This window comes from Pseudomonas sp. AIG (assembly GCF_977020205.1).
The window spans coordinates 37,402-59,100 of record NZ_CDROCK010000028.1; the positions used below are offsets into that span (position 1 = coordinate 37,402).

Here is a 21,699-nt window from a genome sequence, read left to right on the forward strand (position 1 = left end):
CCTCTCTTAATTTGTGTTCGCGGCGTTCTGTGCCAGATCGCTGTCGGCGCTCAACTCGCGCACGGCGATGTAACGTTCGCTGCGACGGGTGCGATCCAGCACCTGCCCTACCAATTGACCACATGCAGCGTCGATGTCTTCACCACGGGTGGTGCGGACAGTGACGTTGAAACCGGCCTGATGCAACTGATCCTGGAAACGACGGATCGCGTTGTTGCTCGGACGCTCGTACCCGGAATGCGGGAACGGGTTGAACGGAATCAGGTTGATCTTGCACGGAATGTTCTTCAGCAGCTCGATCATCTCGACGGCGTGCTCAACCTTGTCATTGATGTCCTTGAGCAAGGTGTACTCGATGGTCAGCACACGTTTCTCGCCCAGGGACGACATGTAGCGCTGGCACGACTCGAGCAGCATCTTAAGTGGATATTTCTTGTTGATCGGCACCAATTGGTTACGCAATGCGTCATTCGGTGCGTGCAGCGACAACGCCAGGGACACGTCGATGTGCTTGGCCAGCTCATCGATCATCGGCACCACACCCGAGGTGGACAGGGTCACGCGGCGCTTGGAGATCCCGTAGCCGAGGTCATCCATCATCAGATGCATGGCGGCGACGACATTGTCGAAGTTCAGCAGTGGCTCACCCATGCCCATCATCACCACGTTGGTGATGGCACGGTCGACGGTAGCCGGGACACTGCCGAAAGATTTGTTGGCAATCCACACCTGACCGATGACTTCGGCGGCGGTGAGGTTGCTATTGAAGCCTTGCTTGCCGGTGGAGCAGAAGCTGCAATCCAGGGCACAGCCTGCCTGGGACGAAACGCACAGAGTGCCGCGTTTGCCCTGGGGAATGTACACGGTCTCGACGCAGCTGCCGGACGCCACGCGCACCACCCATTTACGGGTGCCGTCGCTGGAGATGTCCTCGCTGACCACTTCCGGACCACGGACCTCGGCAATAGCCTTGAGCTTGTCGCGCAAGGCCTTGCTGACGTTCGTCATGGCGTCGAAATCATCGACGCCAAAGTGGTGAATCCATTTCATTACCTGACCGGCACGGAAACGCTTCTCCCCGATTGAGTCGAAGAATTTTTCCATTTCCTGTTGAGTCAGACCCAGCAGGTTGGTTTTTACAGTCGATGTAGTCATGGATTCACCTTCACTCTTAAGCCAATGCTTAGCGAGTGGTTACTTCAGTAGCTGCGAAGAAGTACGAGATTTCACGAGCAGCTGCGGCTTCGGAGTCCGAACCGTGAACAGCGTTGGCGTCGATGGAATCAGCGAAGTCAGCGCGGATGGTGCCGGCAGCAGCTTCTTTAGGGTTGGTAGCGCCCATCAGCTCACGGTTCAGAGCGATAGCGTTTTCGCCTTCCAGAACCTGAACAACAACAGGACCGGAGATCATGAAAGCAACCAGGTCGCCGAAGAAACCACGAGCGCTGTGCTCAGCGTAGAAGCCTTCAGCTTCAGCTTTGGACAGTTGCTTCAGTTTCGAAGCTACAACGCGCAGGCCGGCTTTTTCGAAACGGGTGGTGATTTCGCCGATGACGTTTTTTGCAACAGCGTCAGGCTTGATGATGGAGAAAGTGCGTTGAACAGCCATGGTGTAACTCCAGAAACGGTAATTTGCGAAAAATTAAACCCGCGAATTATACGCGGGTTCTTGGGTATTGCCTAACCTGCGAGGACGATCAGTCCAATTCTTCAGCCCAGAGCGTCTGAACCGCTTCCAACACCTTCTCGCCTACTCGACCAGAGGTATTGTCAAAATCCGGCAGTTCTTTGATCCATTGCTGCAAGTCGACGAAATTGACAGAAAACGGATCTACACCCGGCTTGGCCTCGGCCAATTCTTCTGCAATACGTTGAACATCATTCCAACCGTAGCTCATGACAGTCTTACCAGTCAGTGCGGCGCTTCAGCCGCATGGTTAAGCGAATATTTCGGAATTTCGACGGTGATGTCTTCTTCACCGACGATCGCCTGGCAAGCCAGACGCGATTGCGCTTCCAGGCCCCAGGCACGATCGAGGAAGTCTTCTTCCAGCTCGTCAGCCTCTTCCATCGAGTCGAAACCCTCGCGGATGATGCAGTGGCAGGTGGTGCAAGCACACACGCCGCCGCAGGCGCTTTCCATCTCGATGTGGTGTTCGTGGGCCAGTTCGAGAATCGAGGTGCCGGGCGCAGCCTCGACCACCATGCCTTCAGGGCAGAACTTCTCGTGGGGCAGAAAAATGACCTGCGGCATCAGATATCCTCGATTTCATTCAGATTGCGCCCCGACAGAGCGGCTTTCACCGTCAGATCCATGCGGCGGGCAGCAAAAGCATCGGTCACTTGCGACAGACGCTTGGTCTGCTGCTCGATGGCGTAACCATCCGTACCTTTCATCAGTTCAGCCAGTTCTTGCAGCTGCAGGTCGATAACCATGCGCTCTTCGGCGTCGAGCAAACGCTCGCCATCAACCTCAAGAGCGCCCTGCACCGCTTCGATCAGGCGCTGGGCATCGACTTGCTGCTCACGCAGAACACGGGCGACCTTGTCGTCATTGGCGTGCTGGAACGAATCCTTGAGCATTTTGGCGATTTCGCCGTCGGTCAGGCCGTAGGACGGTTTGACCTGAATGCTTGCCTCAACACCTGAACCCAACTCACGGGCGGAAACGCTGAGCAGACCGTCGGCATCAACCTGGAAGGTCACGCGAATTTTCGCTGCACCGGCGACCATCGCTGGAATGCCGCGCAATTCAAAGCGCGCCAGCGAGCGGCAGTCGCTGATCAGCTCGCGCTCGCCCTGCAGGACGTGGATTGCCATGGCCGACTGGCCGTCTTTATACGTAGTGAAATCTTGTGCGCGAGCGACGGGGATGGTGGTGTTGCGCGGAATCACCTTCTCCATCAAGCCACCCATGGTTTCCAACCCCAGGGACAGCGGAATCACGTCGAGCAGCAGCAGTTCGCCACCATCGCGCTTGTTGCCAGCCAGCGTATCGGCCTGGATCGCAGCACCAATGGCTACCACTTGATCCGGATCGATTTCAGTCAGAGGCTGACGACCAAAAGCTTCGGCAACGGCTTCGCGAACACGCGGAACCCGAGTCGAACCGCCGACCATGACCACGGCGTGCACGTCTTCCAACTCGATGCCGGAGTCGCGAACGGCACGGCGGCAGGCTTTCAGGCTGCGCGCGACCATTGGCTCGATCAGCGCATCGAAGGCTTCGCGGGTCAGCGGTGCCTGCCAGTCGCCATAGGCCACTTCAACGCTGGCCGAGTCGGTCAGGGCTTCTTTGGCCGCGCAAGCGGTTTGCAGCAGATTGCGTTGTGCGCCCGGATCGAGATCGGCGGACAGGCCCGCGCTCTCGATGATCCAGCCGGCAATCGCGTGATCGAAGTCATCGCCGCCCAGCGCGCTGTCGCCGCCAGTGGCCAGCACTTCAAAAACACCGCCAGTCAGACGCAGAATCGAAATATCGAAAGTACCGCCGCCGAGGTCATAAATCGCGACCAGGCCTTCGGCGTGCTGATCCAGACCGTACGCCACAGCGGCCGCCGTCGGTTCATTGAGCAGACGCAGCACGTTCAGACCAGCGAGTTTCGCCGCATCCTTGGTGGCTTGACGCTGAGCATCGTCGAAGTAAGCCGGAACGGTGATCACCGCACCGACCAGTTCGCCGCCCAACGTCGCTTCAGCGCGCTGACGCAGCACCTTGAGGATATCGGCGGAGACTTCGACCGGGCTTTTCGGGCCCTGCACGGTATCGATGAACGGCATGTGCGACTCGCCACCGACAAAGCGGTATGGCAGTTGCTCGCCCAATTGCTTGACGTCGGACAGACCACGACCCATCAAGCGCTTGACCGACAGCACGGTGTTCAAAGGATCGGAAGCGGCAGCCAATTTGGCCGACTCGCCGACTTCGACGCGATCGGCGTGGTAACGCACAGCAGACGGCAGGATGACCTGCCCGTTTGCGTCGGCCAACGGCTCGGAAAGACCACTGCGCAACGCAGCGACCAGCGAATTGGTAGTACCCAAGTCGATCCCCACAGCCAGACGACGCTGGTGCGGTTGAGGACTTTGGCCGGGTTCGGCGATCTGCAGTAGGGCCATCGTGATCAGGACTTATCTGTATATCAGGCGTGCGACCGGAGCGGCACTGGGTTAATCGTCGAGGCGCTCTTCTAACTGGCGCACTTCGTAGGTGAGCTTGTCAAGGAATTGCATGCGCCGCATCAGGCGTTCGGCCTGTTCGCGTTGCGCCGCATCATCCCAACAGGCTGCGAAGCTTTCATTGAGTTCTTCCTGAGCCACTTTCAAGCGTCGCTTGAACACCGCAACGCCGTCGAGATCGGCACTGTCCTGAAGGTCTTCGAGCTCTTCGCGCCATTGCATCTGCTGCAGAAGAAACTCGGGATCATGGACGGTGACTTCCATCGGCACTTCATGCCCGCTGATGGTCAGCAGGTAGCGGGCGCGCTGGGCCGGACTCTTGAGCGTCTGATAGGCGTCATTGAGCCGCGCAGACTGCTCGAGTGCCGACCGCTGCTCACGCTCGGAAGCGTCGGCAAAGCGGTCAGGATGAACGCCGCGCGCCAACTCACGATAGCGCGTGGCCAACTGCTCGAGATCCAGACGGAAACCCGGTTGCAGCTCGAATAAAGCGAAATGACAAGGAATACCCACGACAAGCCTCAGATGTTGAAGCTTTCGCCGCAGCCACATTCACCGCGTACGTTGGGGTTGTTGAACTTGAAGCCTTCGTTCAACCCTTCCTTGACGAAATCGAGCTCGGTGCCGTCCAGGTAGGCGAGGCTTTTCGGGTCGATGATCACTTTTTCGCCGTGACTCTCGAACACCTGATCCTCTGCAACCACCTCGTCGACAAACTCCAGCACGTAGGCAAGGCCGGAACAGCCTGTGGTGCGAACACCCAGACGAATCCCTTCACCTTTGCCGCGCCCGTCGAGGGAGCGCCGCACGTGTCGAGCAGCCGCTTCTGTCATGCTGATAGCCATCGGTGACTCCTTACTCGTCGCCAAATCCTGAAAGTCAGATCAAGCCTTTCTTCTGCTTGTAATCGCGAACAGCCGCTTTGATAGCGTCTTCAGCCAGTACCGAGCAGTGAATCTTCACTGGCGGCAAGGCCAGTTCTTCGGCCAGCTGAGTGTTCTTGATGGTTTCTGCTTCGTCCAGAGTCTTGCCCTTCATCCACTCGGTAGCGAGGGAGCTGGAAGCGATAGCCGAACCGCAGCCGTAGGTCTTGAATTTGGCATCTTCGATGATGCCTGCTTCGTTGACCTTGATTTGCAGACGCATCACGTCGCCGCATGCCGGAGCGCCGACCATGCCGGTGCCGACATCAGGATCTTCCGCGTTCATCTTGCCGACGTTGCGCGGGTTTTCGTAGTGGTCGATGACCTTTTCGCTGTAAGCCATGATTCTCAATCCTCACTCATCAGGGCCGCTCTTGAGACCCTGCAACTGCGCTGCGTAAACCGCCGCGTTGCTACAGGATCTGTATCCGGCGGCTTCTATATTTAGTGTGCCGCCCACTCGATTTTCGAGATATCGACGCCGTCTTTGTACATGTCCCACAGCGGCGACAGAGCGCGCAGCTTGGTAACGGCCTCGCAGACTTTCTGCGCGGCGTAGTCGATTTCTTCTTCGGTGGTGAAACGGCCGAAGGTGAAGCGGATCGAGCTGTGCGCCAGTTCGTCGTTGCGGCCCAGGGCGCGCAGTACGTACGAAGGCTCCAGCGACGCCGAGGTGCAAGCCGAACCGGACGAAACTGCCAGATCCTTGAGCGCCATGATCAGCGACTCGCCTTCAACGTAGTTGAAGCTCAGGTTCAGGTTGTGCGGAACGCGGGCGGTCAGGCTGCCGTTGACGTACAGCTCTTCCAGATGCTCGACCTGCTTGTAAAAACGGTCGCTCAAGGCTTTGATACGGACGTTTTCGGCAGCCATGTCTTCTTTGGCTACACGGAACGCTTCGCCCATGCCGACGATCTGGTGGGTGGCCAGAGTGCCCGAACGCATGCCGCGCTCGTGACCGCCGCCGTGCATGGTCGCTTCGATGCGCACACGCGGCTTGCGGCTGACGTACAGCGCGCCGATGCCTTTAGGGCCGTAGGTCTTGTGGGCGGAGAACGACATCATGTCGACTTTCAGCTTCTGCAGATCAATGTCGACCTTGCCAGTGGACTGAGCGGCGTCGACGTGGAACAGAACGCCCTTGGCGCGGAGCAGTTCGCCGATCGCCGCGATGTCGTTGACGGTGCCGATTTCGTTGTTCACGTGCATCACGGAGACCAGGATGGTGTCTTCGCGCAATGCAGCTTCAATCATGGCCGGAGTGATCAGACCGTCTTCGGTCGGCTCGAGGTAAGTGACCTCGAAACCTTCACGCTCCAGTTGGCGCATGGTGTCGAGGACAGCCTTGTGCTCAATCTTGGAGGTGATCAGGTGCTTGCCCTTGGAGCCGTAGAAATGCGCCGCACCCTTGATTGCCAGGTTGTCGGATTCGGTGGCACCGGAGGTCCAGACGATTTCGCGCGGATCGGCGTTGACCAGATCGGCCACCTGACGACGGGCGTTTTCGACGGACTCTTCAGCCTTCCAGCCGAACACGTGGGAACGGGACGCCGGGTTACCGAAGTTTCCGTCGACCAGCAGGCATTCACTCATTTTTTGCGCAACACGCGGATCAACCGGGGTGGTCGCAGAGTAATCAAGGTAAATCGGCAATTTCATGGACTATCTCCTAAATCAGGGCTGGCGTGCCGCTAGCTCTCTGGCTGTCATTCGACGGCGGACGCTTCAATCTTGTCCAGGCGTGGCGCCTTGCTGTTGCAACGGCGCTGGTCCTGACGCTGGGCTACTTCTTGCACCTCACGGCGAGTCACAAGATCAGCCAAGCTGATACCACTTAGAAATTCGTGAATCTGCAGGCTCAAATCACACCACAGATGATGGGTCAGGCACGTGTCGCCGGAATGGCAATCGCCTTGGCCCTGGCATTTGGTGGCATCGACCGATTCGTTTACCGCATCGATCACCTGGGCGACCTGAATGCCCTGCATGTCGCGGGACAGTTGGTAGCCGCCACCCGGACCGCGAACACTGGAAACCAGGTTGCTGCGGCGCAGCTTGGCGAACAGCTGTTCGAGGTAGGACAGGGAGATGCCTTGGCGCTCGGAGATATCGGCCAGGGACACGGGCCCGTGCTGCGCGTGCAACGCCAGGTCAAGCATGGCGGTCACGGCGTATCGGCCTTTTGTAGTCAGTCGCATGGACAGTTACCACGGAGTTCAGAATGGGGCGAGTATGCAATTCCCGAGTATTTAAGTCAACTTTAAGACCTAGTACTTTAGTCAGGATTACCCGCAAAAGAGCGCGCGCATCATAGCAAAGGCTGGCGGCATGCAGCCAGCGGTACCGCGTTATCGTTCTTCGCGAGCAGGCTCGCCCCCGCACTGGAATGCAATCCCCTGTGGGAGCGAGCCTGCTCGCGAAGGAACCGGCGCGGTTTAGCTGGCCTGACTCTGATCCTTATCCTTCACGCAGGCGAAGTCTTCTTCACGCAGCTCAGGCAGATCTTTCGCACAGTAATTGCTGCCCAGATCCTTCAGCGCACCGCACATCCCCTCCAGACGCCCGTCCACCGCTTGCAGGTGATCGAGCAATTGACCGATGGCGCGCGCCACCGGGTCAGGCATGTCTTCGCTGACGCCGTAGGCATCGAAACCGATCTTCTCGGCCATGGCCTTACGCTTGGCGTCCTGCTCTTCATCGGATTTGACGATGATTCGCCCCGGAATCCCCACAACCGTGGCACCCGGTGGCACCTCTTTAGTCACCACGGCATTGGAACCGACCTTGGCACCGGCGCCGACCGTGAACGGGCCAAGCACCTTGGCGCCCGCACCAACAACCACGCCATCACCCAACGTCGGGTGGCGCTTGCCTTTGTTCCAACTGGTGCCGCCCAGGGTCACACCCTGGTAAATGGTCACGTCATCGCCAATCTCGGCGGTTTCACCGATAACGATGCCCATGCCGTGGTCGATAAAGAAACGACGACCGACCTTGGCCCCCGGATGAATCTCGATCCCGGTCAGCCAGCGACCGAAGTTCGACACCAGCCGCGCCAGCCATTTCAGTTCGTTACGCCAAAGCATGCCAGCCAATCGATGAATCCAGATCGCATGCATGCCGGGGTAGCAGGTCAGGACTTCAAAAGCGTTACGCGCCGCCGGGTCTCGATGAAAAACGCTCTGGATATCTTCACGCAAACGCTCAAACATCATTTAGTCCTTCCGCTTAAGAAGCTCACCACGGGCCGCTTTTTGGGTTTCCGTGAGGATGCCTCGCAAAATATTCATTTCCGCCCGGCTGACCGAGCTGCGTCCGTACAACCGGCGCAGGCGCGCCATCAAGTGCCGGGGTTTTTCCGGATCGAGGAATTCGATGGCGACCAGCGTCTGCTCCAGGTGCTCATAGAATCGCTCCAGCTCATCCATGGTTGCCAGCTCGGCACTTTTCACCGAAGCCACTTCTTCTTTCTCGATCTTGCTCGGCTGACCTTGGGCGGCCAGCCAGGCCATGCGCACTTCATAGCTCAACACCTGCACCGCCGCGCCGAGGTTCAGCGAACTGAACTCAGGGTCGGAGGGGATGTGCACGTGGAAGTGACATCGCTGCAGCTCTTCATTGGTCAGGCCGGAATCTTCACGACCGAACACCAAGGCGATTTCTGCGCCCTGCCCGGCTTCCTCAACCACTTTGGTACCGCATTCGCGCGGATCCAGCAGCGGCCAGGGGATTCGGCGGTCACGCGCGCTGGTGCCGAGCACCAGATTGCAGCCGACCAAGGCGTCTTCCAAAGTGGCGACGACCTGCGCGTTTTCAAGGATGTCACCGGCACCGGAGGCGCGAGCATCGGCCTCGTGGTGCGGAAACAGGCGCGGTTCGACCAGCACCAGTCGCGACAGACCCATGTTTTTCATGGCGCGCGCAGCACCGCCGATGTTGCCGGGGTGGCTGGTATTGACCAGGACGACACGAATGTTCTGCAGCAAGGGAGGCGCTCTCGGACACAGGAAAGGGGGGGCAAATCTTACAGAACAGCCTACCGTTAAGCTATGAAAGCGAACAGCGTCCTTCACCTGAAGAAAAGTTCTGATAGAATGCGCGGCTTTCTTTAACAACCTTAGGTGACACATCCATGCAGCCCATGCTGAATATCGCGCTGCGCGCCGCCCGCAGCGCCAGTGAACTGATCTTCCGCTCCATCGAGCGCCTGGATACCATCAAGGTCGACGAAAAAGACGCCAAGGATTATGTATCCGAGGTCGATCGCGCCGCTGAACAGAAAATCATCGACGCGCTGCGCAAGGCTTACCCAAACCACTCGATCCGCGGTGAAGAGACTGGCCTGCACGCCGGCACCGGCATCGAAGGCGAAGAGTACCTGTGGATCATCGATCCGCTGGACGGCACCACCAACTTCCTGCGTGGCATTCCTCACTTCGCTGTCAGCATCGCCTGCAAATACCGTGGTCGCCTGGAACACGCAGTGGTTCTGGACCCGGTTCGCCAGGAAGAATTCACCGCCAGCCGCGGTCGCGGCGCCCAACTGAACGGTCGTCGTCTGCGCGTCAGCGGTCGCACCAGCCTTGACGGCGCCCTGCTTGGCACGGGCTTCCCGTTCCGTGACGACCAGATGGACAATCTGGAAAACTACCTGGGCATGTTCCGCGCTCTGGTTGGCCAGACTGCCGGCATCCGCCGCGCCGGTTCCGCCAGCCTGGACCTGGCTTATGTGGCTGCCGGTCGTTTCGATGCGTTCTGGGAATCGGGTCTGTCCGAGTGGGACATGGCTGCAGGCGCCCTGCTGATTCAAGAAGCCGGCGGCCTGGTGAGCGACTTCACCGGCGGTCACGACTTCCTTGAAAAAGGCCACATCGTTGCCGGCAACACCAAATGCTTCAAGGCAGTGCTGACGGCGATCCAGCCGCACCTGCCGGCTTCGCTGAAGCGCTAAGCTTTACGCGAAACGAAAAAGCATCCTTCGGGATGCTTTTTTTATGCCTGGAATTCGATCTTCAGATCACCAAAATCTTCATGTGGGAGCGAGCCTGCTCGCGAATGCATTCTGACAATCAACATTGATGCCGGCTGGGACACCGCTTTCGCGAGCAGGCTCCCACAGGAGGGCACGGTGCAGCCAAAAATGGCGGGCACAAAAAAAGCACCCCGCAGGGTGCTTCTTGTTAAAACAGTCGTTCTTTACTGACCCGGCTCATTCTGCGACAGAATCAGCTTGCCTTCCTTGTCGACCGGAATCTGGTTGCCCGGATCGCGATCCATCCGCACCTTGCCTTCCTTGCCATCGAGCGAGTAACGCACGTCGTAACCGACGACCTTGTCGCTGATGTCATTCACGGTGTTACAGCGAGTCTGGGTCGTGGTGTAGGTGTCGCGATTCTGCATGCCTTCCTGCACCTTGTTACCGGCATAACCGCCACCGACTGCACCGGCCACCGTAGCAATCTTCTTGCCGGTGCCGCCGCCGATCTGGTTACCCAGCAAACCTCCCGCTACCGCACCGATTGCAGTGCCGAGAATCTGATGCTGATCCTTGACCGGCGCCTGACGGGTCACGGCTACATCCTTGCACACTTCACGTGGAGTCTTGATCTGTGTTTTAACCGGTTCAACGGCCAATACTTGCGCATACTCAGGGCCGCTTTTAACCAGGCTATAGGTGGCAACAGCACCCCCGGCAGTCACACCGACAGCACCCAATACCGCACCAACCAGCAACGACTTGTTCACATGAACCTCCTGACCATCACATACGGGACGCGCCCGCGCTTCTCCCAGCCTTGGAGCATAAAAAAAGGCGCGAGTTCAACTCGCGCCTTTCTTGGGCTGACAGCCGGGAAAACGATGGCCGTTATGGACGGTCGTCGACTTCCTTCTCGGTGTTTGCCGGAGGAATCAGATCCTCAGTGCTCAGGTTCAGCCAGATCAGCACCACGTTAGCGATGTAGATCGACGAGTAAGTACCCGCCAGAACACCGATGAACAGGGCAATCGAGAAGCCGAACAGGTTGTCGCCACCGAAGAACAGCAGTGCCGCGATCGCCAGCAAGGTGGAGATCGACGTCGCCATGGTCCGCAGCAGGGTCTGGGTGGTCGAGATGTTGATGTTCTCGATCAGCGAAGCCTTGCGCAGAACACGGAAGTTCTCACGAACCCGGTCGAATACCACGATGGTGTCGTTCAGCGAGTAACCGATGATCGCCAGTACCGCCGCCAGCACCGTCAGGTCGAAGGTGATCTGGAAGAACGACAGGATACCGATGGTCACGATCACGTCGTGAATCAGCGAAACGATGGCGCCAACTGCGAACTTCCACTGAAAGCGGAAAGCCAGGTAGATCAGGATACCGCCGAGCGCCAGCAGCATGCCGAGGCCGCCTTGGTCACGCAGCTCTTCACCGACCTGCGGACCAACGAATTCGACACGCTTGACCGTCGCCGGGTTGTCGCCGCCGAGCTTCTGCAGCGCTTCCGCGACCTGATGGCCCAGTTGCGGGTCTTCACCCGGCATGCGTACCAGCAGATCGGTGGTGGCACCGAAACTCTGCACGATGGCTTCGTGGTAACCGGAAGTTACCAGCTCTTCACGCACCTTGGTGACATCGGCCGGACGCTCGTAGGTCAGCTCGATGAGCGTACCGCCGGTGAAGTCCAGGCCCCAGTTCATGCCTTTGTGGACGACGCTGAAAATAGCCAGCAACGTGAGAAACACTGTGACGCCGAACGCGAAGTTGCGAACGCCCATGAAGTTGATTGTACGTAACATGGCAGCCCCTTAAATCCACAACTTCTTGAAGTCACGTCCGCCGAAGATCAGGTTGACCATTGCGCGGGTCACCATGATGGCCGTGAACATCGAGGTAAAGATCCCGAGGGACATGGTCACTGCGAAACCTTTGACCGGGCCGGTGCCCATGGCAAAGAGAATCCCGCCGACCAACAAGGTAGTCAGGTTGGCGTCCAGAATCGCGGTGAATGCCCGGCCGAAGCCTTCGTTGATTGCACGCTGCACGGTCATGCCGGCGGCGATCTCTTCACGAATCCGCGAGAAGATCAGCACGTTGGCGTCGACCGCCATACCCATGGTCAGCACGATACCGGCGATACCCGGCAGGGTCAGCGTTGCACCCAGCAGCGACATCAACGCCAGCAGCAACACCATGTTCACCGCCAGGGCGACGGTGGCGATGATGCCGAAGAAGCGGTAGATGGCGATGATGAACAGCGACACGAACAGCATGCCCCACAGCGACGCATCGATACCTTTGGTGATGTTGTCAGCACCCAGGCTCGGGCCGATTGTGCGCTCTTCAGCGAAGTACATCGGTGCGGCCAGACCACCGGCACGCAGCAGCAGCGCCAGTTCGGACGATTCGCCCTGACCGTTCAGGCCAGTGATACGGAACTGAGCACCCAGCGGCGACTGAATGGTCGCCAGGCTGATGATCTTCTTCTCTTCCTTGAACGTTTGCACCGCAACGTCTTTCTCGACGCCATCCACCATTTGTTTGGTGTAAGTGGTGATCGGACGCTGCTCGATGAAGATCACCGCCATGCTGCGACCGACGTTCGAACGGGTCGCGCGGCTCATCAGCTCGCCGCCGTGACCATCCAGACGGATGTTCACTTCAGGTGTGCCGTGCTCGCCGAAACCGGCCTTGGCGTCAGTAACCTGGTCACCGGTGATGATCAGACCACGTTCGATCTGTGCTGGCGGACGCTTGCCTTCACGGAACTCGAAGGTTTCCGAAGTGGCTTTCGAAGCACCCGGCTCGGCAGCCAGACGGAACTCAAGGTTGGCCGTCTTGCCGAGAATACGCTTGGCTTCGGCAGTGTCCTGCACGCCCGGCAGCTCAACCACGATGCGGTTGGCGCCCTGACGCTGAACGATCGGTTCGGCAACACCCAGCTCGTTGACGCGGTTACGTACCGTGGTCAAGTTCTGCTTGATGGAGTATTCACGGATTTCCGCCAGCTTGGCCGGGGTCATCGCCAGACGCAGCACCGGTTGACCGTTGAGGTCGGCCGGAACAATGTCGAAATCGTTGAAGTTCTTGCGGATCAGTGCACGGGCCTGTTCGCGGGAGTCTTCATCGCTGAAGCCCAACTGAATGGCACCGCCGAGTTGCGGCAGGCTGCGATAACGCAGTTTTTCTTTGCGCAGCAGGCTCTTGACGTCGCCTTCGTAGACTTTCAGGCGTGCATCGAGGGCTTTATCCATGTCCACTTCCAGCAGGAAGTGCACACCACCGGACAAGTCCAGACCCAGCTTCATCGGGTGCGCGCCCAGATTGCGCAGCCATTGCGGGGTGGTCTGTGCCAGGTTCAGCGCGACAACGTAGTCATCACCCAATGCCTTGCGCACAACGTCTTTGGCCGGCAGCTGGTCTTCAGCCTTGCTCAGGCGAATCAGACCGCCCTTGCCGTTGGCGGCCAGCGTGGCTGCCTTGACGTTGATCCCGGACTCTTTGAGCGCGGTGCTTACGCGATCCAGATCGGCCTGATTGACCTGCAGGGCCGTGCTGGCGCCGCTGATCTGAATGGCCGGGTCATCGGGGTATAGATTCGGAGCGGAATAAATCAGACCGATCGCCAGCACCGCCAGGATCAGAATGTATTTCCACAGAGGATATTTGTTCAGCATCACGCCGCCCGTTATGAACGCGGGGCGCCTTGCGCGCCCCGTCGATTGAGTAGAAGTTGTTGCTTCAGATCGCTTTCAGCGTGCCTTTTGGCAGCGTGGCGGCGATGGCGCCCTTCTGGAACTTCATTTCCACGGTGTCGGAAACTTCCAGAACCACGAAGTCATCGGCCACTTTGGTGATCTTGCCGGCGATACCGCCGGTGGTCACAACTTCGTCACCTTTCGCAAGGCTGCTCAGCAGGTTCTTCTGCTCTTTGGCGCGCTTGGCCTGTGGACGCCAGATCATCAGGTAGAAGATGACCAGGAAGCCGACCAGGAAAATCCACTCGAAACCGCCGCCCATTGGGCCGGCAGCAGCCGGTGCAGCCGCGTCAGCCATGGCGTTAGAGATAAAAAAGCTCATTTAGCACTCCAGTTGCAAATGTTGAATCTTGGGGTCAGAAAACTCAGTCCAAAGGCGGAACGGGGAGCCCGCGTTTGGCGTAGAAGGCATCGACAAAGGCGGCCAATGTACCCTGTTGAATAGCCTCGCGCAAACCAGCCATCAGCACCTGATAATGGCGCAAGTTGTGGATGGTATTGAGCATGCTTCCCAGCATTTCGCCGCACTTGTCCAGGTGATGCAGATAAGCGCGGGAGAAGTTCTGGCAGGTATAGCAATCGCAGGTCGGATCCAGCGGCGATTCATCATGGCGATGGAACGCGTTACGGATCTTCAGCACGCCGGTATCAATGAACAGATGCCCATTGCGGGCATTACGGGTTGGCATCACGCAATCGAACATGTCCACACCGCGGCGCACACCCTCAACCAGATCTTCCGGTTTGCCAACGCCCATAAGGTAACGAGGTTTGTCAGCCGGCATCATGCCCGGCAGATAATCCAGCACTTTGATCATTTCGTGCTTCGGCTCGCCGACCGACAGACCGCCAATGGCCAGGCCATCGAAACCGATCTTGTCGAGGCCTTCGAGCGAGCGCATGCGCAGATCCTGGTGCATGCCGCCCTGCACGATGCCGAACAGTGCCGCGGTGTTTTCACCGTGAGCATTTTTCGAGCGCTGCGCCCAGCGCAGCGACAGTTCCATGGAAATCCGCGCGACATCTTCATCAGCCGGGTACGGCGTGCATTCGTCGAAAATCATCACGATGTCGGAGCCGAGATCGCGCTGCACCTGCATCGACTCTTCCGGGCCCATGAACACTTTGGCGCCGTCGACCGGGGAGGCGAAGGTCACGCCCTCCTCCTTGATCTTGCGCATCGCGCCGAGGCTGAACACCTGGAAGCCACCGGAGTCGGTGAGGATCGGGCCTTTCCACTGCATGAAATCGTGCAGGTCGCCGTGTTCCTTGATCACTTGGGTGCCAGGGCGCAGCCACAGGTGAAAGGTGTTGCCGAGAATGATTTCTGCGCCAGTGGCAACAATGTCACGCGGCAACATGCCCTTGACCGTGCCGTAGGTGCCCACCGGCATGAACGCCGGGGTCTCGACGGTGCCACGCGGGAAGGTCAGGCGACCACGCCGGGCCTTGCCATCGGTGGCCAGAAGTTCAAAGGACATGCGACATTCGCGACTCATTCTGTTTCCTCTGGGCCGGTTTCTTTAGGGGCAGTAGGTGCGGGGTTACGGGTGATGAACATTGCATCACCGTAGCTGAAAAAGCGGTAACCGTTGTCGACGGCAGCCTTGTAGGCAGCCATGGTCTCGGGATAACCGGCAAATGCCGAAACCAGCATCAACAGCGTCGATTCCGGCAAATGGAAATTGGTCACCAGGGCATCGACCACATGGAACGGTCGGCCCGGGAAGATAAAGATATCGGTGTCGCCACTGAACGGCTTGAGCACGCCATCACGCGCGGCGCTTTCCAGCGAACGCACGCTGGTGGTGCCGACCGCAATCACCCGACCACCGCGCGCATGGCACGCTGCGACCGCATCGACCACGTCCTGGCCAACTTCCAGCCATTCGGTGTGCATGTGGTGATCTTCAAGCTTCTCGACGCGCACTGGTTGAAAGGTCCCCGCGCCCACGTGCAACGTGACGAACGCGGTCTCGACGCCCTTGGCGGCAATCGCTTCCATCAGCGACTGATCGAAATGCAGCCCCGCTGTCGGCGCCGCCACCGCACCGAGTTTCTCGGCGTACACGGTCTGATAACGCTCGCGATCCGAGCCTTCGTCCGGGCGGTCTATATAAGGAGGCAACGGCATGTGCCCGACGCGATCGAGCAGCGGCAACACTTCTTCAGCGAAGCCCAGCTCGAACAACGCATCGTGACGCGCGAGCATTTCGGCTTCGCCACCGCCATCGATAAGAATCTTCGAACCCGGCTTCGGCGACTTGCTGGAACGCACATGGGCCAGCACGCGGTGTGTATCAAGCACCCGTTCAACAAGGATTTCCAGCTTGCCGCCCGAGGCTTTCTGCCCGAACAGCCGCGCCGGAATCACCCGGGTATTGTTGAACACCATCAAATCGCCCGGGCGCAAATGCTCAAGCAAATCAGTGAATTGACGGTGTGCGAGGGCGCCGCTCGGCCCGTCAAGGGTCAGCAGGCGACTACCGCGACGCTCGGCCAAAGGGTGGCGAGCGATCAGCGAATCAGGGAGCTCGAAAGTAAAGTCAGCAACGCGCATGATGGGGTTCGTCTAGCAGGGCCGGAAAGTCTAGCGGAAATATCGAAAATTCTCTATGTACCTGATTGACCGACGGTAATCTCATCTCTATACTTCGCCGCCATTGAGCCCTGATGGCGGAATTGGTAGACGCGGCGGATTCAAAATCCGTTTTCGAAAGGAGTGGGAGTTCGAGTCTCCCTCGGGGCACCAAAATTAAGAAAGGTCTTGCTTAGCAAGGCCTTTTTTTTCGTCTGCTCGAAAGTGGCTGCTGTTGTAGGAGCTGCCGAAGGCTGCGATCTTTTGATTCACCGCTTCTTGGTTAACCGAAACCCCAAGGACCCACCCATGGAAACGTCACTGGAAACAGTCGCCCTGTTCTCCCTCAAACTCGCTTACGAGGAAGAAGGCCTGAGCCCGATTTTGCGGGACGACATGGTCATGGGTGATTACCAGAAAGACATTTTCGAACTGTTGGTGCGGCGCGGGGATGTCGAGACCATTCAGTTCAAGATGAACGAATGCCTCGGTCTGGCGATGGACGCTTTGGGCGGCGTCGAGAAACCGCTGGGGCGCGAGTTGCACAAGTTGTCCGCGGATTTCAGCGAGGCGCGTTCGCTGGAGCAGCTGGATCAGCCGCTCCTCGCGCTCAAGGGTTACTTGAAAGACATCTTGTAATGGGCTTTGCCGTTACAGCAGATGCTTCGAGATGTACTTGGAAATCTCCACCATCGAGGTCTTCCCGGTGAATTCGAACTTCACTTTCCCCAGTGACGAGAAGTAAATCTCCAGCTCCGAATCCAGATCGAACGTGCCCGAGGTTTCCACGGAGTAGGCGACGATGTTCTTGTATGGCAAGGAGGTGAAATCCTTCTTGCTGCCGGTAATGCCCTGAACGTTGACCGCGATGATGCGTTTGTTGGTAAACACCACGCCATCACGCATGGCTTTGTAAGAGTCGATCACTTCCTCACCGTCCAGCAATAGCGCGCTTACGCGTTCGGCGTACTCATCGTTCTGCTTGAGTTTGAAAAAGCCTTTGTTGTTGAAGTCGATCATCTGTCCATCCTCATATTCAAGAAAACATCCCGGTATTTCTTTGGTTCAACGACGGGCTTTCAGCACGCGGATATCGGTTGGGAACCCGTCGGCACCAACAAGTTTTTTCCAGCCCAGATACTGAAACTCGCCCTTCTCATCAATGTAATCGCCCTTCTCCACTGATCGGCCGCCAACCACCGCCACGCGTTTCACTTCGCCACAGCCGCCGTCAGAAGGCCGAACCGTATAAATCACATACGGTTTCACATATTGCGTGGCGCGGAAGTATTGGCCGCAGATTTCGTCGACAGTGATCAACATGGTTTTCAGGCGTGCTTCGCCGTCGGTGTCTTCGTGCAGTTTCAGGAAGGAGATGTCGCCGACGTCGCTGTAGCCGAGGGCGCGGGCGCGTTGGTATTCGGGGGAGTTCTGGTGGGCGATGCGGCCTTCCTCCGCAGCACCTTGCATTTTTGCGGCGAACTCGGCTTTGCCTTGGGCGATCATCGCTTCTGCCTGGCCCGCGAAGTTTTCGCATTGTGCAAATTCCTGGGAGCCGAGGTGATAGGGCGTCAGGTTCGAGCGGTGTTCGTTCATGGTCCGCAGGTTGCTTTCCAATGCAAACATCACGTCGTAGGCCGTGGTGCGGCCACTCTGCACGTCGGCCATTTTTTCCTGCACGCTCTGGCAGTTGCCGGCGTAGTACTTCCAGCTGTTTTCCGGATGTTCTTGCACGGCGGCGAATGCCGGAGTCATTGCAACGGCGAGTGTGATTGCGCCGAACAGGCGTATAGCGCGCAGGCTGACAGGCATAGGTAATCCATTACGGGGATAGGGCAGTGGCGCGACGCTACTATTTTGCTATCTTGCCGTCCACTGCCAGTAACGAGGTTGCCAGCGCCTCAATGGAGTCAATTTTCAGAGGGAGAAACACCTTGATGGCCGTGTTGTACTTTTTCGTCTGGGCAGCTGTTTGGGCTTGGGTCGTGCAAACCCGTGGTGCCTGGAACCTGATCCTCGCCAACCTGGCGGGTGCCGCCAGCGGCTTCATCGTGGCAATGATTTTTTCGGTGATCTGTTCGGGCCTTTTCCCGGCGCACGTGCCTCCCTCACCTGAAAACCTGGCCAGTAGCGTGCTGCAAGTGATCACCACGTTCGGCGTGCTGGCGGGCGTCTGGATGTGGCTGGTCAGGCGTCCTCAGCCCGAGCATCCACTGGCCCGCCAACTGTTCGCCGGCATCTGTGGATTGGCTGCGGGTGTGACGACGCTGGTATTTTTCGCGCTCAACTTTCACTGAGCAGCGCTCTCGTCACTGGTATTACACGCCTGTTTTGTTATCTTGCCGCCCATCGTCAGCGTTCACTGTGGGCGTGCGTTGATTTCAGGTTTTGAAGGTTAAAGGAAAGGATCAAATGGAGTTTCTGCGTTTTCTGGCGATTGTTGCGGTTTGGGGGTTCATGTGGCGCTGGGTGGTGCAGAACCGCGGCAGCTGGAATATTGTCTACGGCAACATCGTTGGCGCAGCGGGCGGCTTCATTGTGGCGATGGTGGTGCTGTCGATCACGTTGTCGTTGTTCCCCTCGTCGCATGACTACGAAGCGCCGCAGGCCGAAAACACGCAAGTCACCGAGCCGAGCTCTTTATTGCCTGAAGCCGAGGCAGTAACACCCGCCGCTGAGCTGAAGGATGCGCCGGCTTTTGCTGCCATCGAGCCGGACGACAAGCCCTCTCCCGCCGACTCCGCACTGTTGCCGAATTACGCCAGCCGGGCGCCGAAATCGATCGGGTTACAGACCGTGCTGGATCAAAGCGACTATGACGGTCGCATGGCCCTGGCAGCGCTGAACAAGAAATTGCGCGGCGACGCCCAGGCCGACAAGTCGATGATCGCGTATGTCATGTGCAGCCCGTTTGTGACCAGTACGTTGCGCTTTCCCGCGTCGGCGCGTTTCGCTGACAGCAAAGCGCTGGTCAGCCACCGCTTCAAGGATCAGGTCTACACCTTCAACAACACCGTCACCGCGCGCAACATGAACGGCGACGATGTCACCTACCGTTTCGATTGCTCCGTGCAAGAGCAGCCGCGAGTTGACGCGATGCCTGCGCAATGGCGTTTGTTGGCGCTGAAACTGCAAAAAGCCGACTCTTAAGGCTGATTTAAGGGATCAAGGCGCCGGCTGCGCTATCATCGCCGGCCTGTGCGCCTTGAGCTTTGCCCTTCGATGTCTCCGACACCTGTTGACCTGATCCCGCTGCCTCCCGTCCTGGCCGGCCCGCTGCTGCGACGGCTGGAGCCTACGCGCGTGGTCATGTGGGTAGTTGGTACGCGGCCACTTTCGCTGACCTTGCGCCTGCAAGGTGTAGGAGACATTCCTCTCGACGTAGAGAAATGCAACGTCATCCCGGTAGGCCGTCAGGCGTTTGTTCATCTCATCGATGTTTCTCTCGACAGCACCCTGCCCTGCGATACGCGGATCGACTATGACCTGTTGATCGACAACGCTGAGGGTATCGCCGACTGGGCGCCGCACCTACTGTACGGCGATGCAACCAGCCCGAACTTCGTCCTGCGCTCACGGATCGATCAACTCCTGCATGGCTCCTGCCGCAAACCGCATCACCCGGCGGCGGATGGCTTGCTGTGCGTCGACCAATTGCTGGCAACGGAAACCGATCCGCAACAACGCCCGGCCCTGTTGATGATGAGCGGTGATCAGGTCTACGCCGACGATGTGGCTGGCCCGATGCTGCGGGCGATTCATGCCTTGATCGAACGTCTCGGCCTGTTCGACGAACACCTCGAAGGCGCCGTGGTCAGCGACAGCGCCAGGCTCTACGAACACCCGGCCAGTTACTACCACCGTGCGGATTTGTTACCGGCACTGGAGAGCAACGAGACATTGCGCGAGCGATTTTTCGGCGGTGCGCGTAAGCCGATTTTCACCAGCAGCAGCGCTGACAATCACTTGGTGACGTTCGCCGAAGTCATGGCGATGTACCTGCTGGTGTGGTCGCCGACCGCCTGGACGCTGATCGTTCCGCAAGCCCCCGAACTGACGCCAGAACGCCTCAAGCGCTATACCCTCGAACAGACTCGCATCGATGCCTTCAAGGCTGGATTGGGCAAGGTCGCCCGCGCGCTGGCGCATCTGCCGAGCCTGATGATTTTCGACGATCACGACATCACCGATGACTGGAACCTGTCTGCGCAATGGGAGGAAACGGCCTACGGCCATCCGTTCTCCAAACGCATCATCGGCAACGCACTGATCGCCTATATGCTGTGTCAGGGCTGGGGCAACAATCCCGATGCGTTCAAGGATGTGCTGGCAAAAACCCTGGGGCTGAGCGCCAGTGGCAATGACCAGTATCTCGACAGCCCGGTGCAGGACGACCTGATCGATGACCTGCTGCGCTTTCAGCATTGGCATTTTGTACTACCAACCAGCCCGGCGCTGGTGGTCATCGACACCCGTACCCGTCGCTGGCGCAGTGAAATGGCGCTCAAGCAGCCCTCGGGCCTGCTCGATTGGGAGGCGCTGAGCGAACTGCAACAGGAACTGCTCGATCATCCGTCAGCGATCATCGTTTCCCCGGCGCCGATCTTCGGCGTGAAGCTTATTGAAACGGTGCAGAAAGTCTTCAGTTGGTGTGGTTACCCGCTGCTGGTCGACGCGGAAAACTGGATGGCCCATCGCGGTGCTGCGCAGGTGATCCTGAACATTTTCCGCCACTCGCGAACACCGGGTAACTACGTGGTTCTGTCAGGCGACGTGCATTATTCCTTCGTCTACGAAGTACTTATCCGACACCGCAAGGCCGGTCCACGAATCTGGCAGATCACCAGCAGCGGCATTAAAAACGAGTTTCCGAAAACCCTGCTGGAATGGTTCGACCGCCTCAACCGCTGGCTCTACTCGCCACGCTCCCCGCTGAACTGGTTCACCAAACGCCGCCGCATGCGCATCGTGCCGTATACGCCAGAACATGCTGAGGCAGGTGAACGATTGTGGAACTCGGCAGGGATCGGTCAGGTGTTTTTCAATGAACAGGGGCAGCCGCGCGAGATCATTCAGCACAATTCCAATGGCGCGGCGAAGACACGGATGCTGGCGCCGGATCTGGCGGATTATCCGGACTAGCCATAGTTTTTTCCTACACCGGGAATGCCGAATGCCGACAACGCGGCGGTTTCTCGCTGCCCGAGGCAGTGGACAAGGATTACAGCCTTCTCAGAAACGTCTCCAGAGTTCTTAAGTGATACTGAGCGTGCTCGCAG

The 21,699-nt window shown here is 58.4% G+C and carries 25 protein-coding genes and 1 tRNA gene; 6 read left to right on the plus strand and 20 right to left on the minus strand.

The annotated features are described in order from the left end of the window. Positions 1–6 precede the first annotated feature (6 nt). The 12 genes from rlmN to trmJ all read right to left on the minus strand — a co-directional run bounded on the left by rlmN (position 7) and on the right by trmJ (position 9,088). Complete coding sequence (rlmN, locus tag ACWR1S_RS16930) at positions 7–1,155, minus strand: 23S rRNA (adenine(2503)-C(2))-methyltransferase RlmN (RefSeq protein WP_077574427.1); 1,149 nt, start codon at positions 1,153–1,155, stop codon at positions 7–9. 28 nt (positions 1,156–1,183) lie between these two features. Then, entirely contained in the window at positions 1,184–1,609 is a 426-nt protein-coding gene (gene ndk / locus ACWR1S_RS16935; RefSeq protein ID WP_007916882.1) for a nucleoside-diphosphate kinase, read from the minus strand. Positions 1,610–1,697: 88 nt separating this feature from the next. Then, positions 1,698–1,898: a Fe-S cluster assembly protein IscX gene (gene iscX / locus ACWR1S_RS16940; RefSeq protein ID WP_008084655.1), complete on the minus strand. Its 201-nt coding sequence runs from the start codon at positions 1,896–1,898 to the stop codon at positions 1,698–1,700. Positions 1,899–1,912: 14 nt separating this feature from the next. Beyond that, positions 1,913–2,254, minus strand: coding sequence for an ISC system 2Fe-2S type ferredoxin (gene fdx, locus ACWR1S_RS16945; protein WP_007916885.1), 342 nt, complete (start codon positions 2,252–2,254; stop codon positions 1,913–1,915). Next, on the minus strand, positions 2,254–4,119 hold the full coding sequence (gene hscA, locus ACWR1S_RS16950; RefSeq protein WP_454564309.1) for a Fe-S protein assembly chaperone HscA: 1,866 nt from the start codon (positions 4,117–4,119) through the stop codon (positions 2,254–2,256). The genes fdx and hscA overlap by 1 nt, the downstream gene beginning before the upstream one ends. A gap of 51 nt (positions 4,120–4,170) precedes the next feature. Next, the gene (gene hscB / locus ACWR1S_RS16955) at positions 4,171–4,692 is read right to left on the minus strand and encodes a co-chaperone HscB (RefSeq protein WP_007916889.1); all 522 of its coding nucleotides are present in this window, start codon (positions 4,690–4,692) and stop codon (positions 4,171–4,173) included. Between the two features lie 8 nt (positions 4,693–4,700). Continuing rightward, the gene (gene iscA / locus ACWR1S_RS16960) at positions 4,701–5,024 is read right to left on the minus strand and encodes an iron-sulfur cluster assembly protein IscA (RefSeq protein WP_003227904.1); all 324 of its coding nucleotides are present in this window, start codon (positions 5,022–5,024) and stop codon (positions 4,701–4,703) included. A 34-nt stretch (positions 5,025–5,058) separates the two neighbouring features. After that, positions 5,059–5,445: a Fe-S cluster assembly scaffold IscU gene (gene iscU / locus ACWR1S_RS16965; protein ID WP_046820395.1), complete on the minus strand. Its 387-nt coding sequence runs from the start codon at positions 5,443–5,445 to the stop codon at positions 5,059–5,061. A gap of 101 nt (positions 5,446–5,546) precedes the next feature. Beyond that, entirely contained in the window at positions 5,547–6,761 is a 1,215-nt protein-coding gene (locus ACWR1S_RS16970) for an IscS subfamily cysteine desulfurase (RefSeq protein WP_077574430.1), read from the minus strand. Positions 6,762–6,808: 47 nt separating this feature from the next. After that, positions 6,809–7,300, minus strand: coding sequence for a Fe-S cluster assembly transcriptional regulator IscR (gene iscR / locus ACWR1S_RS16975; RefSeq protein WP_003227911.1), 492 nt, complete (start codon positions 7,298–7,300; stop codon positions 6,809–6,811). 237 nt (positions 7,301–7,537) lie between these two features. Beyond that, on the minus strand, positions 7,538–8,314 hold the full coding sequence (cysE, locus tag ACWR1S_RS16980; RefSeq protein ID WP_026000547.1) for a serine O-acetyltransferase: 777 nt from the start codon (positions 8,312–8,314) through the stop codon (positions 7,538–7,540). A 3-nt stretch (positions 8,315–8,317) separates the two neighbouring features. After that, positions 8,318–9,088, minus strand: coding sequence for a tRNA (cytosine(32)/uridine(32)-2'-O)-methyltransferase TrmJ (gene trmJ / locus ACWR1S_RS16985; RefSeq protein WP_108226533.1), 771 nt, complete (start codon positions 9,086–9,088; stop codon positions 8,318–8,320). Between the two features lie 146 nt (positions 9,089–9,234). Between trmJ and suhB the strand changes: the two genes are divergently transcribed. Continuing rightward, complete coding sequence (suhB, locus tag ACWR1S_RS16990) at positions 9,235–10,053, plus strand: type III secretion system regulator SuhB (RefSeq protein ID WP_034156254.1); 819 nt, start codon at positions 9,235–9,237, stop codon at positions 10,051–10,053. Between the two features lie 245 nt (positions 10,054–10,298). Here the strand turns inward: suhB and ACWR1S_RS16995 are convergent, their stop codons facing one another. From ACWR1S_RS16995 to queA, 6 genes are all read right to left on the minus strand, one after another. Next, a complete protein-coding gene (locus tag ACWR1S_RS16995; RefSeq protein ID WP_064118923.1) occupies positions 10,299–10,847 on the minus strand; it encodes a glycine zipper 2TM domain-containing protein in 549 nt (182 codons plus the stop codon). Positions 10,848–10,968: 121 nt separating this feature from the next. After that, positions 10,969–11,883 carry a protein translocase subunit SecF gene (secF, locus tag ACWR1S_RS17000; protein ID WP_034156104.1) on the minus strand — a complete coding sequence of 305 codons (915 nt, stop codon included), beginning with the start codon at positions 11,881–11,883 and terminating at the stop codon, positions 10,969–10,971. A 9-nt stretch (positions 11,884–11,892) separates the two neighbouring features. Next, positions 11,893–13,761, minus strand: a complete 1,869-nt coding sequence (secD, locus tag ACWR1S_RS17005) for a protein translocase subunit SecD (RefSeq protein WP_454564310.1) — start codon at positions 13,759–13,761, stop codon at positions 11,893–11,895. A 64-nt stretch (positions 13,762–13,825) separates the two neighbouring features. Then, positions 13,826–14,164, minus strand: coding sequence for a preprotein translocase subunit YajC (gene yajC, locus ACWR1S_RS17010; protein ID WP_003227923.1), 339 nt, complete (start codon positions 14,162–14,164; stop codon positions 13,826–13,828). Positions 14,165–14,207: 43 nt separating this feature from the next. Next, on the minus strand, positions 14,208–15,323 hold the full coding sequence (gene tgt, locus ACWR1S_RS17015) for a tRNA guanosine(34) transglycosylase Tgt (RefSeq protein ID WP_162130783.1): 1,116 nt from the start codon (positions 15,321–15,323) through the stop codon (positions 14,208–14,210). Between the two features lie 14 nt (positions 15,324–15,337). Beyond that, complete coding sequence (gene queA, locus ACWR1S_RS17020) at positions 15,338–16,402, minus strand: tRNA preQ1(34) S-adenosylmethionine ribosyltransferase-isomerase QueA (protein WP_454564311.1); 1,065 nt, start codon at positions 16,400–16,402, stop codon at positions 15,338–15,340. A 107-nt stretch (positions 16,403–16,509) separates the two neighbouring features. Between queA and ACWR1S_RS17025 the strand changes: the two genes are divergently transcribed. Together ACWR1S_RS17025 and ACWR1S_RS17030 are read left to right on the plus strand one after the other, a co-directional pair. Beyond that, positions 16,510–16,594: transfer RNA gene (locus tag ACWR1S_RS17025), tRNA-Leu, on the plus strand. A 135-nt stretch (positions 16,595–16,729) separates the two neighbouring features. Beyond that, positions 16,730–17,059 carry a hypothetical protein gene (locus ACWR1S_RS17030; RefSeq protein ID WP_150652694.1) on the plus strand — a complete coding sequence of 110 codons (330 nt, stop codon included), beginning with the start codon at positions 16,730–16,732 and terminating at the stop codon, positions 17,057–17,059. 12 nt (positions 17,060–17,071) lie between these two features. Here the strand turns inward: ACWR1S_RS17030 and ACWR1S_RS17035 are convergent, their stop codons facing one another. Together ACWR1S_RS17035 and ACWR1S_RS17040 are read right to left on the minus strand one after the other, a co-directional pair. Continuing rightward, a complete protein-coding gene (locus tag ACWR1S_RS17035; protein ID WP_034156100.1) occupies positions 17,072–17,440 on the minus strand; it encodes a PH domain-containing protein in 369 nt (122 codons plus the stop codon). Between the two features lie 45 nt (positions 17,441–17,485). Next, a complete protein-coding gene (locus ACWR1S_RS17040; protein ID WP_454564312.1) occupies positions 17,486–18,232 on the minus strand; it encodes a hypothetical protein in 747 nt (248 codons plus the stop codon). Between the two features lie 26 nt (positions 18,233–18,258). Here ACWR1S_RS17040 and ACWR1S_RS17045 point away from each other — a divergent pair, with 26 nt between their 5' ends. The 3 genes from ACWR1S_RS17045 to ACWR1S_RS17055 all read left to right on the plus strand — a co-directional run bounded on the left by ACWR1S_RS17045 (position 18,259) and on the right by ACWR1S_RS17055 (position 21,562). Continuing rightward, positions 18,259–18,717 (plus strand): hypothetical protein, encoded by a 459-nt coding sequence (locus ACWR1S_RS17045; RefSeq protein ID WP_454564313.1) that lies wholly within the window; start codon positions 18,259–18,261, stop codon positions 18,715–18,717. A 115-nt stretch (positions 18,718–18,832) separates the two neighbouring features. Beyond that, positions 18,833–19,570 (plus strand): hypothetical protein, encoded by a 738-nt coding sequence (locus ACWR1S_RS17050; protein WP_454564314.1) that lies wholly within the window; start codon positions 18,833–18,835, stop codon positions 19,568–19,570. Positions 19,571–19,642: 72 nt separating this feature from the next. Beyond that, on the plus strand, positions 19,643–21,562 hold the full coding sequence (locus ACWR1S_RS17055; protein ID WP_454564315.1) for an alkaline phosphatase D family protein: 1,920 nt from the start codon (positions 19,643–19,645) through the stop codon (positions 21,560–21,562). The last annotated feature ends 137 nt before the right edge of the window (positions 21,563–21,699 follow it).

Coding starts and splice junctions, on each gene's coding strand:
- rlmN (WP_077574427.1), bottom strand. CDS start 1,155: ATGACTACATCGACTGTAAAAACCAACCTGCTGGGTCTGACTCAACAG.
- ndk (WP_007916882.1), bottom strand. CDS start 1,609: ATGGCTGTTCAACGCACTTTCTCCATCATCAAGCCTGACGCTGTTGCA.
- iscX (WP_008084655.1), bottom strand. CDS start 1,898: ATGAGCTACGGTTGGAATGATGTTCAACGTATTGCAGAAGAATTGGCC.
- fdx (WP_007916885.1), bottom strand. CDS start 2,254: ATGCCGCAGGTCATTTTTCTGCCCCACGAGAAGTTCTGCCCTGAAGGC.
- hscA (WP_454564309.1), bottom strand. CDS start 4,119: ATGGCCCTACTGCAGATCGCCGAACCCGGCCAAAGTCCTCAACCGCAC.
- iscA (WP_003227904.1), bottom strand. CDS start 5,024: ATGGCTATCAGCATGACAGAAGCGGCTGCTCGACACGTGCGGCGCTCC.
- iscU (WP_046820395.1), bottom strand. CDS start 5,445: ATGGCTTACAGCGAAAAGGTCATCGACCACTACGAAAACCCGCGCAAC.
- ACWR1S_RS16970 (WP_077574430.1), bottom strand. CDS start 6,761: ATGAAATTGCCGATTTACCTTGATTACTCTGCGACCACCCCGGTTGAT.
- iscR (WP_003227911.1), bottom strand. CDS start 7,300: ATGCGACTGACTACAAAAGGCCGATACGCCGTGACCGCCATGCTTGAC.
- cysE (WP_026000547.1), bottom strand. CDS start 8,314: ATGTTTGAGCGTTTGCGTGAAGATATCCAGAGCGTTTTTCATCGAGAC.
- suhB (WP_034156254.1), top strand. CDS start 9,235: ATGCAGCCCATGCTGAATATCGCGCTGCGCGCCGCCCGCAGCGCCAGT.
- secF (WP_034156104.1), bottom strand. CDS start 11,883: ATGTTACGTACAATCAACTTCATGGGCGTTCGCAACTTCGCGTTCGGC.
- secD (WP_454564310.1), bottom strand. CDS start 13,761: ATGCTGAACAAATATCCTCTGTGGAAATACATTCTGATCCTGGCGGTG.
- yajC (WP_003227923.1), bottom strand. CDS start 14,164: ATGAGCTTTTTTATCTCTAACGCCATGGCTGACGCGGCTGCACCGGCT.
- tgt (WP_162130783.1), bottom strand. CDS start 15,323: ATGTCCTTTGAACTTCTGGCCACCGATGGCAAGGCCCGGCGTGGTCGC.
- queA (WP_454564311.1), bottom strand. CDS start 16,402: ATGCGCGTTGCTGACTTTACTTTCGAGCTCCCTGATTCGCTGATCGCT.
- ACWR1S_RS17030 (WP_150652694.1), top strand. CDS start 16,730: ATGGAAACGTCACTGGAAACAGTCGCCCTGTTCTCCCTCAAACTCGCT.
- ACWR1S_RS17035 (WP_034156100.1), bottom strand. CDS start 17,440: ATGATCGACTTCAACAACAAAGGCTTTTTCAAACTCAAGCAGAACGAT.
- ACWR1S_RS17040 (WP_454564312.1), bottom strand. CDS start 18,232: ATGCCTGTCAGCCTGCGCGCTATACGCCTGTTCGGCGCAATCACACTC.
- ACWR1S_RS17050 (WP_454564314.1), top strand. CDS start 18,833: ATGGAGTTTCTGCGTTTTCTGGCGATTGTTGCGGTTTGGGGGTTCATG.
- ACWR1S_RS17055 (WP_454564315.1), top strand. CDS start 19,643: ATGTCTCCGACACCTGTTGACCTGATCCCGCTGCCTCCCGTCCTGGCC.